The sequence below is a fragment of the Shewanella sp. 10N.7 genome, from assembly GCF_020806285.1.
GTDB classification, from domain to species: Bacteria; Pseudomonadota; Gammaproteobacteria; order Enterobacterales; family Shewanellaceae; genus Shewanella; species Shewanella electrodiphila.
Genome location: NZ_JAJGZS010000033.1, coordinates 16,534 through 33,661, shown reverse-complemented (window position 1 = coordinate 33,661; position 17,128 = coordinate 16,534). Strand labels below are relative to the sequence as shown.

15 protein-coding genes are annotated in these 17,128 nt (G+C 42.1%); 12 read left to right on the top strand and 3 right to left on the bottom strand.

Annotated features, from left to right (window positions below):
* Positions 1-8: 8 nt before the first annotated feature.
* Positions 9-1,592 carry an alkaline phosphatase gene (locus tag LMH66_RS17850; RefSeq protein WP_229372013.1) on the bottom strand — a complete coding sequence of 528 codons (1,584 nt, stop codon included), beginning with the start codon at positions 1,590-1,592 and terminating at the stop codon, positions 9-11.
* A gap of 398 nt (positions 1,593-1,990) precedes the next feature.
* On the opposite strand from LMH66_RS17850, the gene LMH66_RS17845 reads away from it, so the two are divergent.
* From LMH66_RS17845 to LMH66_RS17830, 4 genes are all read left to right on the top strand, one after another.
* Positions 1,991-3,247 carry a DEAD/DEAH box helicase gene (locus LMH66_RS17845; RefSeq protein WP_229372011.1) on the top strand — a complete coding sequence of 419 codons (1,257 nt, stop codon included), beginning with the start codon at positions 1,991-1,993 and terminating at the stop codon, positions 3,245-3,247.
* Positions 3,248-3,314: 67 nt separating this feature from the next.
* A complete protein-coding gene (locus LMH66_RS17840; protein WP_229372008.1) occupies positions 3,315-3,698 on the top strand; it encodes a VOC family protein in 384 nt (127 codons plus the stop codon).
* Between the two features lie 252 nt (positions 3,699-3,950).
* Positions 3,951-6,278: a TonB-dependent receptor gene (locus LMH66_RS17835; RefSeq protein ID WP_229372006.1), complete on the top strand. Its 2,328-nt coding sequence runs from the start codon at positions 3,951-3,953 to the stop codon at positions 6,276-6,278.
* 20 nt (positions 6,279-6,298) lie between these two features.
* Positions 6,299-6,979 carry a Fe2+-dependent dioxygenase gene (locus LMH66_RS17830; protein WP_102526460.1) on the top strand — a complete coding sequence of 227 codons (681 nt, stop codon included), beginning with the start codon at positions 6,299-6,301 and terminating at the stop codon, positions 6,977-6,979.
* 128 nt (positions 6,980-7,107) lie between these two features.
* On the opposite strand, the gene LMH66_RS17825 is transcribed toward LMH66_RS17830, so the two are convergent.
* The gene (locus LMH66_RS17825) at positions 7,108-7,521 is read right to left on the bottom strand and encodes a MarR family winged helix-turn-helix transcriptional regulator (RefSeq protein ID WP_229372005.1); all 414 of its coding nucleotides are present in this window, start codon (positions 7,519-7,521) and stop codon (positions 7,108-7,110) included.
* 360 nt (positions 7,522-7,881) lie between these two features.
* Between LMH66_RS17825 and LMH66_RS17820 the strand changes: the two genes are divergently transcribed.
* The 3 genes from LMH66_RS17820 (at position 7,882) to LMH66_RS17810 (ending at position 10,231) form a co-directional block, all read left to right on the top strand.
* Positions 7,882-8,703, top strand: a complete 822-nt coding sequence (locus LMH66_RS17820) for an ion transporter (protein ID WP_229372004.1) — start codon at positions 7,882-7,884, stop codon at positions 8,701-8,703.
* A 380-nt stretch (positions 8,704-9,083) separates the two neighbouring features.
* Positions 9,084-9,932: an AzlC family ABC transporter permease gene (locus tag LMH66_RS17815; protein WP_229372050.1), complete on the top strand. Its 849-nt coding sequence runs from the start codon at positions 9,084-9,086 to the stop codon at positions 9,930-9,932.
* Positions 9,929-10,231 (top strand): AzlD domain-containing protein, encoded by a 303-nt coding sequence (locus tag LMH66_RS17810; RefSeq protein ID WP_102526463.1) that lies wholly within the window; start codon positions 9,929-9,931, stop codon positions 10,229-10,231. The genes LMH66_RS17815 and LMH66_RS17810 overlap by 4 nt, the downstream gene beginning before the upstream one ends.
* A gap of 104 nt (positions 10,232-10,335) precedes the next feature.
* Here the strand turns inward: LMH66_RS17810 and LMH66_RS17805 are convergent, their stop codons facing one another.
* Positions 10,336-12,135, bottom strand: coding sequence for a glycoside hydrolase family 9 protein (locus LMH66_RS17805; RefSeq protein WP_229372003.1), 1,800 nt, complete (start codon positions 12,133-12,135; stop codon positions 10,336-10,338).
* Positions 12,136-12,410: 275 nt separating this feature from the next.
* Between LMH66_RS17805 and mpl the strand changes: the two genes are divergently transcribed.
* From mpl to LMH66_RS17780, 5 genes are all read left to right on the top strand, one after another.
* The gene (mpl, locus tag LMH66_RS17800) at positions 12,411-13,811 is read left to right on the top strand and encodes a UDP-N-acetylmuramate:L-alanyl-gamma-D-glutamyl-meso-diaminopimelate ligase (RefSeq protein ID WP_229372002.1); all 1,401 of its coding nucleotides are present in this window, start codon (positions 12,411-12,413) and stop codon (positions 13,809-13,811) included.
* A gap of 88 nt (positions 13,812-13,899) precedes the next feature.
* Complete coding sequence (locus LMH66_RS17795; RefSeq protein WP_153916177.1) at positions 13,900-14,571, top strand: flavin prenyltransferase UbiX; 672 nt, start codon at positions 13,900-13,902, stop codon at positions 14,569-14,571.
* A 39-nt stretch (positions 14,572-14,610) separates the two neighbouring features.
* Positions 14,611-15,141 carry a hypoxanthine phosphoribosyltransferase gene (hpt, locus tag LMH66_RS17790; protein ID WP_229372001.1) on the top strand — a complete coding sequence of 177 codons (531 nt, stop codon included), beginning with the start codon at positions 14,611-14,613 and terminating at the stop codon, positions 15,139-15,141.
* Between the two features lie 175 nt (positions 15,142-15,316).
* Positions 15,317-16,252: an ABC transporter ATP-binding protein gene (locus LMH66_RS17785; protein ID WP_102526468.1), complete on the top strand. Its 936-nt coding sequence runs from the start codon at positions 15,317-15,319 to the stop codon at positions 16,250-16,252.
* On the top strand, positions 16,252-17,022 hold the full coding sequence (locus LMH66_RS17780; protein ID WP_229372000.1) for an ABC transporter permease: 771 nt from the start codon (positions 16,252-16,254) through the stop codon (positions 17,020-17,022). Before LMH66_RS17785 ends, LMH66_RS17780 begins: the two co-directional genes overlap by 1 nt.
* The last annotated feature ends 106 nt before the right edge of the window (positions 17,023-17,128 follow it).

Sequence of the window (17,128 nt, the reverse complement as noted above, 5' to 3'; positions counted from 1 at the left end):
TTTCCTGCTTATTCCTGAATTAAGTCGAGAGATTGTTCAATAAGATGAAATACTACGCTTTGCTCAACAACACCTTGCACAAGTTGTGCGCCAGGGCCTTGTGCATGCAAAGTAATGTCTTCACCTGAGTGGGTCTCTGAGCTCATTGGAATCAAGGCTTCTTGGTGAAATCCTGATGTAGTGGTATCAACGTTTGTTAAGTCCTGACGACCAGCATTTACGTCTTCGCCATAACCAGCATCGGCATTGGTTTCGTCGCCTAAATCATGGAAACCATTACCATTGGTGTAGCCGAGTGTTGTGTACGGTAAGCCATCAGATGCCACTGTTGGTTCGGTTTCGCCAATAGCGACGACTTTACCTAAAATTGGATTGCCGCGTTTTGGGTAACCTGCAATAGTAAATACATGGCCGTGGTCTGCAGTAACCAAAATAAGGGTCTCGCTTGGGTCAGTTTTTGCGACAGCTTCTTTAACAGCATCTGATAGGGCAATAGCGTCAGTTAATGCGTTATAAGCGCTACCAGCATGATGACCATGGTCAATACGACCTGATTCCACCATTAAGAAGAAACCATTGTCATTGTTATCAAGAATATCAATCGCTTTACCGGTCATTTCAGCAATTGAAGGTTCACCTGCCACATCATTGCCGCGGTCTGCTTCATACTGCATATGAGACTCATTAAATAGTCCCATGACTTGCTTGGTATTTTCAGTGTCGATGGCATCAAATCCTGCTTGATCCATGACGTAAACACCTTCGCTGTATTTGGCTTGCCATTCTGCGGTTAAATCACGTGAATCTGTGCGATCGCCTTCAATTTCACTCACGGCATCTGCGCTGTTAAATGTGGCGTCTTTTGGTAAAAAATGACGACGACCGCCACCCATGACGACTTCGATACCATCGATATCCACACCTTGAAAACGTGCTTCTAGATTGGCTTCAAAATTCACCAGTTGTTCGGCAATGTCTTTACAGCCGCCAGTTACCGCATCTTCTGGCATGTCTGAGATATCTTCCCAGTTACGATCGGCTGATTTGGCATAGGTTGCAGCTGGTGTTGCATGGGTAATACGCGCCGTTGAAACAACACCCGTTGATAAGCCTTTGATTTCAGCTAGTTCAAGTGCAGTGACCACTTCATTTCCAGCAACCGTTGAACAGTCACCGCGAACGATATCTTCATCGACACCTAAAACACCTGCATCACTTTTAAGGCCTGACATCATGGCTGTCATCGTGCCCGCAGAATCCGGCGTTTGAGCATCAACGTTATAGGTTTTCACTAACGCAGTGTGAGGGAATGTTTCGAAGCTTAAGTAACCTTCTTCACCAGGTTGTCCTGCCATTTGTCCCTGAAGAATGCGCGATGCAGTTAGGGTTGAAACGCCCATCCCATCACCGACAAAAATGATCACGTTTTTGGCTTTAAATTGATTATTAGTATCCAGTTTTGTGTCGATTGCGCTTTGCGCATCAGTAAACCAAGCATTCTCAGTTTGATATGACGGTAGCACTTCAGCATTTAAGGCACTTGAAATGACTAAAGCAAGCACACCATATGATGCTTTCCAGGTCTTATTCATTATGTTGTCTATCCTATTGACGAGTGGTGGTTGAAAGCAGAGTTAGCTGCCCAATGAAAACGCACAAAGGTTAATCAGATGTTGTGAATGTTAGCTTGCAGTTATTTGATGTTTTGATGACCGAAATGTGACCACTTAAAACTGAATAAATTGTACTGATATAATCTGTTTATTAATGTCTGAATTATAAAGGAATAATTTTTTGATATGTTATAACATACTGTATTTGTGGCGATTTTTGTTCCCATTGAATCAGTGATATTTTTGAATAAAATTTAAATTTTTTGCATGAGAGTGACGTTTATGATGAGAATTTAGTGGCGGAAATGATCACAGCTGCATCGTGAAAATGTGACTGACATGGTAAAATAACGGTCAATATTTTTGGAGATAGATTAATGCCTTTTGCCGAACTTGAGCTTCAGACTCGACTTTTACAACGTTTAACCGAGTTGAAATATCTACAGCCTTCTTCAATACAGCAACAAGCAATACCTGTCATTCTTGCTGGTAAAGATGTATTAGCTGGCGCGCAAACTGGCACAGGTAAAACGGCGGCGTTTGCATTACCTATCTTGCAGCAATTACTTAATCAGGTTGAACCAGCGACTCCACACTCAGCAGCTCCGAAATCTGGTTCAACTCAAGCATTAATATTGGTTCCAACCCGAGAACTGTCGCAGCAAGTAAGCCAAAGTGTCGAAAGCTACGCTAAGTTAACGCCTATTAAGACAGTGTCTGTTTATGGCGGCGTTGCTATTAAAGCGCAAATCGAAGCGATAAAACGTGGCGCTGATATTATTGTTGCAACGCCTGGGCGCCTGCTGGATTTAGTTCGTCAGCAGGTTTTGTCTTTATCTGACATTAACTATCTAGTGCTTGATGAAGCTGACCGCATGCTAGACATGGGCTTTAGAGATGAAATCATCGACATCTTGAAACGCTTACCGAAAACTCGCCAAACATGTCTTTTTTCAGCCACATTGGATGATCGCATTTTTAAATTTAGTAAGCGATTACTGCAATCACCCCATGTGATTGAAGCGAGTGAGCGCAATACAACGGCAGCCAAAATTGTGGAGCGAGTCTATAACGTCGATGCTAGTAATAAGCTGCCTTTGTTATGCCACCTTATTAAAAAAGAAGATTGGCAACAGGCATTAGTGTTCAGCCGTACTAAACAAGGTGCGGATAAGCTTGCAAAACAAATGGAGCAAGCGGGCGTTAATGCGGCGGCATTTCATGCTGACTTATCGCAAGCGGTGCGTGAAACCGTGCTTGAGCAATTTAAATCGGGTGAAGTTAAAGCGCTGGTGGCTACCGATGTCGCGGCCAGAGGCTTAGATATTAATGAATTGCATTATGTGGTTAATGTTGAGCTGCCATTTCAAAATGAAGACTATATTCATCGTATTGGCCGCACGGGCAGGGCTGGCAAAGAAGGCCAAGCGATTACCTTGCTAAGTGTTGATGATGAGCCACAGTTAATAAAGCTTGAAGCCTTTTTAGACAGGCGATTACCACAGCAATGGTATAGCGGTTTTGAGCCTGATTTAAGCCAAGTCGCGCCTGTGACGCGTAAAACTAAAAAAGGCTCACTGAAGCAGCAAGCGCGCCAAAAAGCACTGGCAAAATCTGCCAAAAAGCAACGCTAAAAAAGGTATTTGTCAACGCAACTTAGTTTCATTCTCTCGGCAATAAACTTATAAAAACAGGGGCTATATGTTTAACGGAATTCATCATGTGGCGATTATTTGCAATGACTATGTTAAGTCCAAGCATTTTTACACTAAGATTTTAGGTTTCAACGTCATCGCCGAAAATTACCGTGAAGCAAGAGACTCCTATAAGCTCGATTTAGCCTTACCTGATGGCAGTCAAATAGAGTTGTTTTCACTCCCTAATGCACCGCAAAGACCTAGCTACCCTGAAGCGCAAGGCTTACGCCATTTGGCGTTTAAGGTTAATGATATTGATGCGGTTGTTGAGTATTTAGTCAGTCACAGTATTGATGTTGAGCCTGTTAGAGTGGACGAGTACACAGGTAAAAAGTTTACATTTTTTAGTGACCCTGATGATTTGCCGTTAGAGATTTACCAAGTGTAATTCGTATTTTTAATCCTCCCTCCCTTATTGTTAAACCCAGTCATTACTATGAAATAAAAGCCTAGTATTTATAATTATTTAGGCTCTTTATATCCCTGTTTATTATTTTGAATCTTCACTTAATGGTTAGCTAATTTAAAATAAACTTAATTATTAATGTAAATCTAAATGATAACGATTTACATTAATGTTAATTCTTTGTTAGGATGCGCCTAATTTTTAGGACGTTGTTAACAAAGGACAGTTCATAAGATGAAACCTGTACAGAGTAAAAACTTATCATTAGGCGCACAAGCCGTTGCTGCCGCACTAGTGTTTGGTAGCCCAGTCGCATCAGCTGAAGAAGTGAGTCAGCAAAGCTGTAACCCAGAAGTCAGTGGTGTTGAGTGTGATAAAAATCAATCAGCTGAGGCGATTGAACGGATTAAGGTTCATGGCGTTAAGAGCTCGATTTATCTTTCTGAATCATCTGGTGATTTACGCCGAGTGGCAGATTTAGTTGATACTCCGCAGGTGATTACCGTACTGACACAAGATCAGATCCAAGAGTCAGGTAAGACCGATTTAAAAGATATTTTATCTGCCCAGGCTGGTATTACATTAGGCACGGGTGAAAACGGTAATGCCTTTGGCGATCGTTATATTATTCGTGGTCATGAAGCGCGCAGTGATGTGTTTGTTGATGGCCTGCGTGACCCAGGTATGACGACGCGTGAAAGTTTTGCCACAGAAGTTGTTGAAATAACCAAAGGCCCTAGCTCAACATTTGCTGGTCGTGGCTCTTCTGGTGGTGCGATTAACAGCGTTACTAAAAAAGCGTCAACATCGTATAACTTAGGCCGCGTTGATTTAGGTTTAGGCACTGATGAACACCGCCGCTTAACTGTGGATTATAACCACGCTATTTCAGATACAGTTGGCGTGAGATTTAATGGCTTATTGTCTGATGAAGATAAACCTGGGCGTGAGGGCATTAGCCGCGAGCGTAATGGTGTGCAATTATCGGCAGTTTTTGAACCAAGCAATGACTTATCTTTTACCGCTGATGGTTACTATTTAGATGCCAAAGATGTGGCTGACTTAGGCAGCTATTTTGATCAAACAACACGTGAACCTATTGCAGATATTCCTGTTTATGCCCAAGAATCTGACTTTTTAGATTCAGAGGTAATGACATTTACTCTACGTACTGAATATGACATCAATGATAACCTGACTTTTTATAACGCGACTCGAGTTGGTAAAACCGAAAATGGTTACATCACCACGGGTGTGCGCGGTACAACAAGGAGCGAAACTGACCTTGAAGCACCAGGTGCAGATACTTTGACGCTAAGTACGCACCAGGGCAATCAAGAAGTTGACTACATTAGCACTCAGTTCAATCTGTTTTGGAATACTCAAATCTTGGGTATGGAAAACAAATTTGTATTTGGACTTGAGTATACCGATCAGCAAGTTGATAACGGCATTTACGACATCGCATACGCCAATGAAACTAACTGTATAACGGCAGGCCGCCGTGGTGATGCTGGCGCATACTGTATTCTTGATGGCGACGGCAATACTGTAGATAACATCGATAAGTTAATGGGGCGTACATATAGTAAAGGCATTAACGATGCTGAGTACCAAATCGAAACCGTTTCTGCCTACTTTATGGATACTGTTGCGCTAACTGAGGATGTAGAACTCTTCTTTGGTGTAAGACAGGATAGTTTTGATTATCAAAACGATACATCAAGTACACGTAATGGCGACATACTCTATGAGTACGATGACACTATGTATAACGGTCATATCGGCTTAGTGTACAGCATTACAGATGAAGGTAATATTTACGCCAATTACAGCACGGCAACCAATATTAATGGTGGCGAGTCTGATTTAGGCGCAAGTTGTGGCTATGGTGGCGTGTGTGGTGATGTTGAACAAGCCCGTGCAGCAGACCCTGAATTAGTAGAAAACATTGAACTAGGCACTAAGTGGATGCTATTTGAAGACAAAGTTATGTTTTCAGCATCGGTATTCCAAATCACTAAAAGTGATGTAATGGAAAGTGTAGGTGATAGTTACTCGACGCTAGGAACATTAAATACCGGTAAAAACCGCGTGCAAGGTGTTGAATTCGGTATGGTTGGTAACATCACTGAAGCATTTAGTGTTCAGTTCTCTGCCGCAATTATGGACTCAGAAGTGCTGGAGTCATTTACCGAAGAAAACGTGGGTCTTGCATTAAGTAACTTTGCTGATGAAAGTGCTTACCTGCAGCTACGTTATCAAATTAATGATGCATTCGTGATTGGTGCAGGTTACACCTACCAAAGCGAAATGTACGGCGGACAACCCGATACAGCAGCAGGTTATGATGCCGAAAATGGCCGTTACAGTATCGTAGTGCCTGACTATCAAGTGGTTGACTTATTTGCTAATTACAATGCAACTGAGGCGCTGACTTTCCGTTTAAATGTGGGTAACGTACTTGATGAAGAGTACTTTACGGCGGCATACCGTTCTGGCTCATTTATGTATTTAGGTGATGCAAGAAATGCTAAACTATCAGCTACTTATGAATTTTAATAACAGAGTTTAATGTCGTTATGATTGTGATTGAGCAAATACTGTCGAAACAAGAAGTGGCTTTATATCGAAAGCAACTGCAAACAGTAAATTGGGATGATGGCCGCAATACAGCCATGGGCATGGCGGCTGATGTGAAAAGCAACCGCCAAGCACTGGCTAGCGACCCTGATGTGCAACATTTAGCTAATCAGTTACTCACTAAAATTGGCGCTACGCCAAAAGTGGTTTCTGCTGCACTGCCACATCAGATTTTCCCGCCTTGCTTTAATCGTTACTCTGAATCAGAAGAGTACGGTTTTCATGTTGATGCTGCTGTGATGCGAGTACCTAATACTCAAGTTGTGCTTCGTAGTGACGTGTCAATGACGGTATTTTTGTCTGAGCCGGAAGAGTATGACGGTGGTGAGCTCATTATTGCCACTGAATTTGGCGAGCAATCTATTAAGCTACCTGCCGGATATGCTGTGGTGTATCCATCAAGTAGTTTGCATAAAGTGACTGCCGTGACCCGCGGCGAACGTGTAGCTGCGATCACTTGGATGCAAAGTATGGTGGCAGATTCAGGCTTAAGACAAAACTTATATCAGCTCGATCAGTCTATCCAAGCATTAATTGCAGCAGGTAATACCGATCGCACCGAGCTAGATAAGTTGCATCACGTTTATCACAACTTGATACGGCAATTTGCCCAGTTATAATTATCAACTGCTAATAAAAGCCCCTAAGTTTATAACTCTGGGGCTTTTTAGTATTTAAGTGCTACTTAAATTGGTAGAAAAATACCTGTAATTAAGGGCATAGTTGATATTAGAATCTTATCAGGATCTTAACCTAACTTACTGAGTAGCAGATGTAATTGGTCTACTTGCTTAGCGGTTAAATCTTGAGTAAGGCTGTTACTGCAATTCTGACTTGTTACAGCTGCATCTTGATAAATCTCAGTTCCAGCCGCAGTTAATTTTACTAAGCTGACTCTCGCATCTCGGCTATTTTTTTCTTTTTCGATTAAATGAATCTTTTCCATAGGCATTAACAGGCGAGTTATTCCTGAGGCTGTAAGGTTAGTGGCTTCAGCTAATTCGATACGGCTCATCATTAGATTTGGAGATTGAGCTAAGTGTTCGAGTACTTGAAATTCAGTAAAGCTTATTCCATGCACACTCAATGCTCGGTCAATTTTTTTATTAAAGCGGCCAAAGGCGCTTGAAAGTGCCATTAACGCTGATAGTGATTCTGACATAGTGTTCTCAATTACATTAGAATAATTAATTTAATTGCTGGTTACTTGATTAGTCAAGTATTGATCAATCTAACTTTAAATGCAAACGTATAAGTTGCTATTGCACTTTTTAATACTTAATGCCTTTGTATCACATTCATATTTATTGCTGTATTTGACAGTCGATAAGCCGTTTTGAAAACGTAATTTAGATGTGCGGCTCCATGTTGTGAGTCTGCTTGAGGCAGAATATCTTGGCTATTTTGTCATGGATAAAAGTTAACCGTAAAAACCGTGATTTTTAAGCCTATTTTAAGTTTGGTTAAGTAGGCTCTGCGATCCTCAAAAGTTGAGGGGTTATCTGGGAGAAAAGACGTCATCATGCAAGCTACGGGTGTGCTATCTGTTTTAAAAAAAGTTGATCAAAGTAAAACCTTTCAGGGCTTTGTTATTTTTGTCATTATCGTGTCGGCTTTGTCGATTGGTGCGCATACCTATCATTTACCCCCTTGGCTTGAGCAAAGCTTATGGGCTCTCGATATCGCGATTACGGCTTTCTTTTTATTTGAGCTTATCATTCGGTTTATGGCCAGTGATGGCATTAAATCCTTTTTTTCGAAAGGCTGGAATATCTTCGATACCATCATTGTGATTGGTAGTTTAGTGCCGTTAGGCGGCTCAACGATATTACTGGCGCGTTTACTGCGTATATTCAGAGTACTGCGGTTGGTCTCTATGGTGCCAGAGCTACGAATGCTGATTAATGCGCTACTCAAAGCCATTCCGCGCATGGGTTATATAGCGCTATTAATGTTCGTGATTTTCTATATTTACGGCGCTGTTGGCAGCATGTTCTTTGCTCATGTAAATGACTTTTTATGGGGTGATGTCTCCATTGCGATGCTGACCTTGTTTCGTATTTCTACGTTTGAGTCTTGGACATCCATCATGTATGAAACCATGGAAGTGTATCCATTAAGCTGGATTTACTATCTAACCTTTATCTTTTTAACCACTTTTGTTTTCCTGAACATGATGGTTGGCGCCGTATTAGATGTGATGGGCGAAGAAACTAAAATCATGCGTGAAGAGCAAGCGGATGAAAATGACTCGCCAGATGAGCAAACCGCAACGGCTGAAGATATAAAATTACTCAATGATAAGATAGATAAGTTGACTGAGATGCTGGCCAAGAAAGCTTAATACAGCGGGATTTAGCTCGCTTAATTGAGCTAGCCAATCGACTTGTTAAATGAATCATTAAATAAAAAGGCTTCTATTTGGAAGTCTTTTTTATGGCTGAATATTGTATAACAGGATAATAGTCGCTAATTCTTTACTGCTAATAGCTTAATGGTCAACGCAGATTATTCTATTTTTCACGCTTTACTTCTCCTCAAACTGTTTATTCAGGTATGCTAATTTTCAATGGTTTTCGACGTTTGTTAGCGACCTTACTTTATTGTCCCGTATATGTGTCGCAGTCAAAATATGAAAAGTGTTCTTAACAAGGAAGTACCGAAACTATGCCTGATACTGATGCCGATGATACTAATGTTGATGATACTAATGCCGCGAATGATATGCTCGATAATCGGGAGGCTAAACAAAAACGCCAATCCTTTATCAAGGGACTATTGGCGGTGTTGCCTTTAACCATTGCCGTGATCCCATGGGGAATTTTAGCGGGTTCTTTAGCATTAGAAATCGGCTTAACAGCAACTCAAAGCCAAGCAATGTCGGCGATTATTTTTGCCGGTAGTGCGCAGTTAGTTGCACTTGGAATGATTAAAGCGGGTGTGGGCTTAGGCAGTATTTTAATTACCACTCTATTAATTACTTCACGGCATTTACTCTATGCCATGGCATTGCGCACTCAGATTAGCCCATTACCGCTTAAATGGCGTTTGGGACTTGGCTTTCTACTTACCGATGAGCTATTCGCGATTTCAAATCATAGTCAGGCCCCTGCGCGATCAAAACCCGACAGCCTTAATCCCCAAAAAGAGAAACAAGAGGGCTTAAAAACCGAAAAGCAATCGCCTGAAAGCCAACGACACAGGTTTGACCGTTGGTACGCACTAGGTGGTGGTTTGACGTTTTATATTGGTTGGAATATTGCCACCTTACTGGGCATTATTGCTGGTCAATCCATTGATAACTTAGGTGAACTAGGGTTAGATTTTGCAATAGCCGCAACGTTCATTGCTTTATTGGTTCCTACCGTTAAAAAGCCTTCGATTCTGATTTGTGTCTTGGTGTCATTAACCTTGGCTGTGATATGTGCAGTATTTGAGATTCAAGCAGGGTTATTAATTGCTTCACTATCTGGGATGGGGGCAGGCTTTGCTTATGCCAAACTGACTAATGAACATAAAAGAATGACTACAGATGAAAAAGCTAAAGTTAACTCAACTGGAGAGCAGTCATGACTTGGTTGATTATTTTATCTATGGCTGCGGTGGTCTTTATTAGCCGCTATTTACTGTTAGAGCCTAAATTGCCTTTAAAACTCAGCGATAAAACGCTGACCTTTTTGAGTTATTCGGCGCCAGCAGTATTAACCGCCATTTTAGCTCCGATTGTATTTGTGCCCGAAGGCCAGTTGAACTTAACGTTTGATAATACCTACTTAGTTTGTGGTGTGGTGGCCACGTTACTTGCGTATTTCACTGGTAATACTTTATTGACCACCGTACTCAGTATTGGATTATTCTTTATCCTTTTCTAGCACTTTTCACACCTAGCAAACGAAGCTAACGGGCACGTTAACAATATGGATCTTAGCTTCAGTTGCTGCAGTTGCTTCAGTTGCTTCAGTTGCTTCAGTTCATTTTACTGAGAAAGCGCCGCTAGCATGTATACCAGTGGCGCATTCCAATTAATGGCGACTTCATTACTGGCATAGCTGCAACCATGGTCGATATATGACTTGGCTGGATGTTTCGACGGGTAAATACCGCCTTGTTTTTTACAGTCGCCAGCATCTTGTTGCCCCGGTTGTGGCCCGCCAGCTAAAAAACCTGGGATTGGCGTTTTAATGCCATCAGCCATAGAGGCTCGGTGGTGAACATTCATCGGTGACATGAGCCCTACACCTGTCACGAAAGACATTCCTAAAGGGTTACGACCAAAAATGTAATCGACAATGGCCTCTGCATGTTTGGTATATAAACTGTCTTGTTGTTCTGTGGTGGATAATAACTGACTAACACGATGTAAAGTCACTGCTTTATTAAGCATGTTGGAGTTACTGCCCCAGACAAAATCTTGCTCACTAATCGCAAGGCCGTAAGCTGAGTCTTCGCCCACCTTTGTCCAGCTATCGGTCAATTTCAATAATTGTGACTGGGCTTGCTGCTTTAATTTTTGGGGTGACTTGTCAGTCGTTGCTATGGTGATCAGGGCTAAGGTTTCGACTTTATCCCATTCAGGAATTCGTAGTTGTTTGGGTAACTCAATTGTATTGAGGTATTCATCTTCGCCAGTGGCTGCAAATAACTCAGCAGCAGCCCATAACCATTCATCTTTTAGGTTGTCTCCTTCTGTTGCGTAAGCCCCTGTGTGAATATCATCGGGTTGTTGATAATGAATGTCGGGATTTTTAATCGCCCATTGCCATGCATATTTGGCCGCGCGAAGTAATTGCTGGCTGTAGCGAGTGTTATCAAAGGAGGTTACTGGCAAGTTTGCATCATACTGAGCCAATATTTGGCTCGCTTTAGCCATCGTCGCTGCAAAACCTAAAGTGGCAGCGGTAGATTTAGCGATGATATAACGGGGCTGGTCCATCATGTGCGGCATTTCATCTTCGCCGGTAAAACGTTTGGTGGTGAGCTTGTGGTACAAACCGCCATCAGCGGGGTCTTGCATCGTGAGCATCCAATCCATATTCCACAGGATTTCATCAAGGGTGTCGGGCAAGTTATTGCTTGATTCAGGAATATTAAGCGAAAGGTTCGATAGGGCATCAGTTTGTTCAGCAAGTGCACTGAGTAAGGTGTACACGGTAATGTTGGAGTTGACGATATACTTGTTGTAATCGCCAGCATCGTACCAACCTTTTGGCGATGAAATCACTGTGCCTTCGGGCCTAGTTTTTGACGCTGCAGATTTATGAACATGAACAATGGTATCTGGGTGCGCTGCAGGGCGGGCATATATGCCTGCATATTCTTGTTGGATAACTGCGCCACTGCGATTATAAAAGTAAGCACGCATTGCTGTTTTTAATGGCTGATGATAGCGAGATTCAGAGATTGAAAAAGGATGGGAGGTTGCAAGGGAGTCAACTTGTAGCTGGTATTCACCTGCTTGAGTAAAATCATCAAAGTGAGCGAGTTTTACGCTTTCAGCTGAGGGTGCCCACACTTTAGCGGCGCTGAGTTTACCTTGATAAACGGTTTTACCTGACGTTTGTTCAATGAGGCTAAAATTCTCAGATGCTGTATTACTGACTACGGCAGTTTTTGCAGCATTTACTCCAAAACCAAGTTGATTAAAACGAATATCCTGTTCATTGGCAACACTGCTGTGACTGACTAGTACAGTGATACTCATACACGCCAACAGGCTTGCTGAGCGTTTAAAAGGTGATACCCACTGCTTGGTCTTATTGCTGATGAGGTTATTCATTTTCAGTCCTTGTTGAAAATCGGCTAAGCCATTATTACGGCTTTTTTATCAATAAAGAAACATGACCAGTTAGAATTGATTATGCAGGATAACTAACAATCTTGATGTTCAGGTACTAAGGACAATAGCGTTGGGCGTTGTTGGCAACGATTACATAGTTCTAACTAAGTTGTGCGTTAGTGATGGCTAAAGATTAAAGCTTGTTATTGTGAGCTGACAATCTCGGGCGCAATGCTTTAGAATAAGCCATAAATCATTCTCAATAGAGCAATTGCATGCACGTACATATTCTTGGGATCTGTGGCACTTTTATGGGCGGCCTCGCATTATTAGCCCGTGCGATGGGACACAAAGTGACTGGTAGTGATGCCAATGTTTACCCACCGATGAGCACTCAACTTGAAGAGCAAGGTATTGAACTCATCCAAGGGTTTGACCCAAGCCAATTAGGTAAAGAAGGTGAAAGTCAGCCAGATATCGTGGTGATTGGCAATGCAATGAGCCGAGGTAACCCTTGTGTTGAGGCGGTACTCAATCGCGGCATTAAATACACTTCAGGCCCGCAGTTTTTATCTGAATATATCTTACCTGAGCGTTGGGTACTTGCCGTTTCTGGGACTCATGGAAAAACCTCGACCTCAAGTATGTTGGCGTGGGTATTAGAAGATTGTGGCTACGAGCCTGGTTTTTTGATTGGCGGCGTGCCGCAAAACTTTGGTGTATCAGCAAGATTAGGCAACTCGCCGTTTTTTGTGGTTGAAGCCGATGAATACGACAGTGCCTTTTTCGATAAACGTTCTAAGTTTGTCCATTACCGTCCGCGCACGTTAGTGATTAATAATCTCGAGTTTGATCATGCCGATATCTTCAGCGATCTCGCCGCGATACAACGTCAATTTAATCATGTTATTCGTACTGTTCCTGGCGAGGGCAAAGTGATTTGGCCTGCTGAGGTCGATGCGGTTAAAGAAGTCATCGAACTTGGTTGCTGGAGCGAGCAAGAGCAGTTTTATGCCTCACCAACCAAAGGCCTGCAAGTGGCTCAAGGTTGGTATGCCAATACGATCGCTGCAGATGGACATGAATTTGAAGTGATGTTTGATGGTGAGTCTCAAGGCATTTTAAACTGGGGCCTTATCGGTCAGCATAATATAGAAAATGCAGTGATGGCTATAGCTGCGGCTCGTCATGTGGGCGTAGCCCCTCATCATGCCATTGAAGCATTAACCAAATTTTCCCCGCCTAAGCGCCGTTTAGAGTTACTTGATACGGTTAATGGCATTGCTGTTTATGATGATTTTGCCCATCACCCAACGGCTATTGAAACGACACTACAAGGTTTACGTGCCAAAGTAGGTGCAGGCGAAAAGGCTTCAGGTAAATTGATTGTGGTACTTGAGCCGCGCTCAAATACCATGAAAAGCGGCGTTCACAAAGATACTCTTGCTGAATCTATGTCATTGGCGGATTGTGCCTTTTTGTACCAAGCTGACAATATCGGTTGGGATATTGAAACCAATATGGCTAATGCCAGTATTCCTGTGGCAGTATCGACAGATATTAATGACATAATTGCTTTAGTGACGGCAACAGCTTGTGAAGGTGATACGATCGTTATCATGAGTAATGGCGGTTTTAATGGTATTCATCAAAAGCTAATGAGTGCACTAAAATAGTATTGCTATTTTTGATAAAATTGCACCGACAACAGTATTTTGAACGTATTAAGGTTAACTGAAATCGTTAGCTGTATTTAGAGAGTTTATGAGTAACACAACGCAGTACAACAAAAGATCTAAAGCGATCAGTCTTGCATGGACTGGCGCTTCAGGTGCGCCTTATGGTTTAAAACTACTAAAGTGTTTATTAGCTGCTGATTATCAGGTGTTTTTAATGATATCGAGCGCTGCACGAGTCGTACTGGCCACTGAAGAAGGCTTACAGCTTAGTGCTAACCCAGAAAAAGCTCATGAGCAGTTATTGAATCATTTTGACATGACTGATTCTTCTATCGGTGAGTTAGTGGTTTTAGGTAAAGATGAGTGGTTCTCGCCACCTGCATCTGGCAGCGCAGCGCCTAAACAAATGGTCATTTGCCCTTGCTCAACTGGCACTTTAGCTGCGGTTGCAACCGGAATGAGTAATAATTTGTTAGAAAGAGCAGCTGATGTGGTATTAAAAGAGCGTGGTCAATTAATCTTGGTTCCGCGAGAAACTCCTTTTAGTGCCATACACTTAGAGCATATGTTGAGCCTTACACGTAACGGCGCGACCATCATGCCAGCAGCCCCAGGCTTTTATCACCATCCCCAATCGATAGAAGATCTGGTAAACTTCATGGTTTCCCGAATTCTAGATCATTTGGGTATTGAACATGGGCTAACAAATCGCTGGGGTTATGCTTCACAAAAGTCTCGCGACGACACCGCAATTTAACTTAAGTTAAGCCCGAAAATCACGACAACTGAGAGTAATATGAAACACACAACCGAAGTGATGATTTCTGCAGAAGAAATCAACGAAAAACTGGATATATTAGCTGAAAGGATTAATGCCCATTACGCAGACAGCGAGCGTTTGTTAATGGTCGGCTTATTGAAAGGGTCTGTGGTTTTTATGGCTGACTTATGTCGCCGTATTAAGGGCCATGTTGAAATCGACTTTATGTCAGTTTCAAGCTATGGCAATGCAATGACAAGCACACGTGATGTGAAGATCTTAAAAGATGTATCATCTGAGATTGCTGATCGTGATGTATTGATTGTTGAAGATTTAATTGATTCAGGCAATACCTTAAATAAAGTACGTGAAATGCTATTACTGCGTGAGCCAAAAAGCTTAGCGCTGTGTACTTTACTGGATAAGCCTGAGCGTCGTGAAGTAGACGTACCTGTCGACTTTATCGGTTTTACCATTCCTGACGAATTTATCGTAGGTTATGGTATCGACTACGCTGAGCAGTATCGTAACTTGCCTTACATCGCGAAAGTTGTGCCATTAGATTAATGTCACCTTTTGAATGTAAACTCCCGCTATAGGCGGGAGTTTTGTTTTGGGCGTCATAAAGTTTTGCGTCTTTTACGTATACGCTGCGTCATTTACAATACCTTGTTTACAATAGGCTATTGATAGCAAGTCATGTAAACGTGTAATTCGCAATTTATGGATCAGAGGAATGACAATGAGCAACAACACCAATGCTTTGGTGATCGAAAACCTGCAAAAAACTTATAAAGGCGGCGTTCACGCTGTTAAAGGAGTTAGCTTAACCGTTGAACAAGGTGATTTTTTTGCTTTGTTAGGGCCCAATGGTGCCGGTAAGTCGACGACCATCGGGGTGATTAGTTCATTAGTGCAAAAGTCTTCTGGTAGCGTGAAGGTGTTTGAATATGACATCGATAACAACCTAGAACGAGCCAAAATGTGCATCGGTTTAGTGCCGCAAGAGTTTAATTTCAACCAGTTTGAAACCGTGCTGCAAATTGTAGTTAACCAAGCGGGTTATTATGGGGTGACCAGAAACCTTGCCCTAGAGCGCGCCAAAAAATATCTGAGCCAATTAGATTTGTGGGAAAAACGCGACAGCCAAGCTAGAGCATTATCTGGCGGCATGAAACGCCGTTTAATGATTGCTCGTGCACTGATGCATGAACCAAAGCTATTAATTTTAGATGAGCCTACAGCTGGGGTAGATATCGAACTTCGCCGCTCAATGTGGCAATTTTTAAAAGATATTAATAACCAAGGTGTGACCATTATTCTCACCACCCATTACCTTGAAGAAGCGGAAATGCTGTGCCGTAATATCGGTATTATTGATAAAGGCTTGTTGGTGGAATGCACCAGCATGAAAACGTTACTCAGTAAGCTTGATGTAGAAACCTTTATTCTTGATTTACGCCAAGATATTAAAGCTGCTCCTGTGTTGGAAAACATGAATAGCCGCTTGGTCGATGGTCACACATTAGAAGTGGATGTTGCCAAAGCACAAAACTTAAATGAGTTATTTGCTCAGCTAAGTAAACAAGATATTGAAGTATTATCAATGCGTAACAAAGCTAACCGTCTTGAAGAGTTGTTTGTTGAGTTAGTTGAAAAAGCCAAGGAGGCAAAATAATGAATCAACTTTATTGGGTTGCCTTTAAAAGTATTCTGACTAAAGAAATTAATCGTTTTACCCGTATCTGGGTGCAAACTCTAGTTCCGCCAGCCATTACCATGACCTTGTATTTTTTGATTTTCGGTAACTTAATTGGTAATCGAATCGGTGAAATGGGCGGTGTGTCTTATATGGAGTTTATTGCCCCGGGTCTTATTATGATGTCGGTGATCACTAACTCCTATTCAAATGTAGCCTCATCATTTTTCAGTGCAAAAATGCATGGCAGCATTGAAGAATTGATGGTCGCGCCTGTACCACACTATGTGATGATTGCTGGTTACGTCGGTGGTGGTGTTGCCCGTGGATTGGCTGTTGGCTTGATTGTCACGCTGGTGGCGATGTTTTTTGTGAACTTATCACTACACCATGTTGGCTTAGTGATTATGACGGTGTTTTTAACCTCAGTGCTGTTTGCATTAGGCGGGTTAATTAATGCGGTATTTGCTAAAAGCTTTGATGACATTAGCATTATTCCGACCTTCATTTTAACGCCGTTAACTTATTTAGGTGGGGTGTTTTACTCGTTATCGTTACTGCCTGATTTTTGGCAAGGTGTATCGGCGCTAAATCCTGTGGTGTATATGATTAATGTATTCCGTTACGGCTTTTTAGGCTTTGCTGATATCAGCGTACCGTTATCGATTGCAATCATGGTCGGCTTTTGTGCCTCGTTATGGTTTGTCGCTTACTACTTAATTTTCCGTGGTATCGGGCTTCGTAGTTAAACGATAAAAATAATGTTTAATCGATTTTTTAAGGGCGCTTCGGCGCTCTTTTTTATGCCTATTCAATGGATAGTTTCAACTCGATTAAATCGTGAAATCAATTAAC

Excerpts from the sequence above, each read along its gene's own strand:
- LMH66_RS17780 (WP_229372000.1), top strand. The coding sequence starts at position 16,252 with ATGAATCAACTTTATTGGGTTGCCTTTAAAAGTATTCTGACTAAAGAA.
- LMH66_RS17815 (WP_229372050.1), top strand. The coding sequence starts at position 9,084 with ATGCTCGATAATCGGGAGGCTAAACAAAAACGCCAATCCTTTATCAAG.
- LMH66_RS17820 (WP_229372004.1), top strand. The coding sequence starts at position 7,882 with ATGCAAGCTACGGGTGTGCTATCTGTTTTAAAAAAAGTTGATCAAAGT.
- LMH66_RS17810 (WP_102526463.1), top strand. The coding sequence starts at position 9,929 with ATGACTTGGTTGATTATTTTATCTATGGCTGCGGTGGTCTTTATTAGC.
- mpl (WP_229372002.1), top strand. The coding sequence starts at position 12,411 with ATGCACGTACATATTCTTGGGATCTGTGGCACTTTTATGGGCGGCCTC.
- LMH66_RS17840 (WP_229372008.1), top strand. The coding sequence starts at position 3,315 with ATGTTTAACGGAATTCATCATGTGGCGATTATTTGCAATGACTATGTT.
- hpt (WP_229372001.1), top strand. The coding sequence starts at position 14,611 with ATGAAACACACAACCGAAGTGATGATTTCTGCAGAAGAAATCAACGAA.
- LMH66_RS17805 (WP_229372003.1), bottom strand. The coding sequence starts at position 12,135 with ATGAATAACCTCATCAGCAATAAGACCAAGCAGTGGGTATCACCTTTT.
- LMH66_RS17850 (WP_229372013.1), bottom strand. The coding sequence starts at position 1,592 with ATGAATAAGACCTGGAAAGCATCATATGGTGTGCTTGCTTTAGTCATT.
- LMH66_RS17830 (WP_102526460.1), top strand. The coding sequence starts at position 6,299 with ATGATTGTGATTGAGCAAATACTGTCGAAACAAGAAGTGGCTTTATAT.
- LMH66_RS17785 (WP_102526468.1), top strand. The coding sequence starts at position 15,317 with ATGAGCAACAACACCAATGCTTTGGTGATCGAAAACCTGCAAAAAACT.
- LMH66_RS17795 (WP_153916177.1), top strand. The coding sequence starts at position 13,900 with ATGAGTAACACAACGCAGTACAACAAAAGATCTAAAGCGATCAGTCTT.
- LMH66_RS17835 (WP_229372006.1), top strand. The coding sequence starts at position 3,951 with ATGAAACCTGTACAGAGTAAAAACTTATCATTAGGCGCACAAGCCGTT.
- LMH66_RS17845 (WP_229372011.1), top strand. The coding sequence starts at position 1,991 with ATGCCTTTTGCCGAACTTGAGCTTCAGACTCGACTTTTACAACGTTTA.
- LMH66_RS17825 (WP_229372005.1), bottom strand. The coding sequence starts at position 7,521 with ATGTCAGAATCACTATCAGCGTTAATGGCACTTTCAAGCGCCTTTGGC.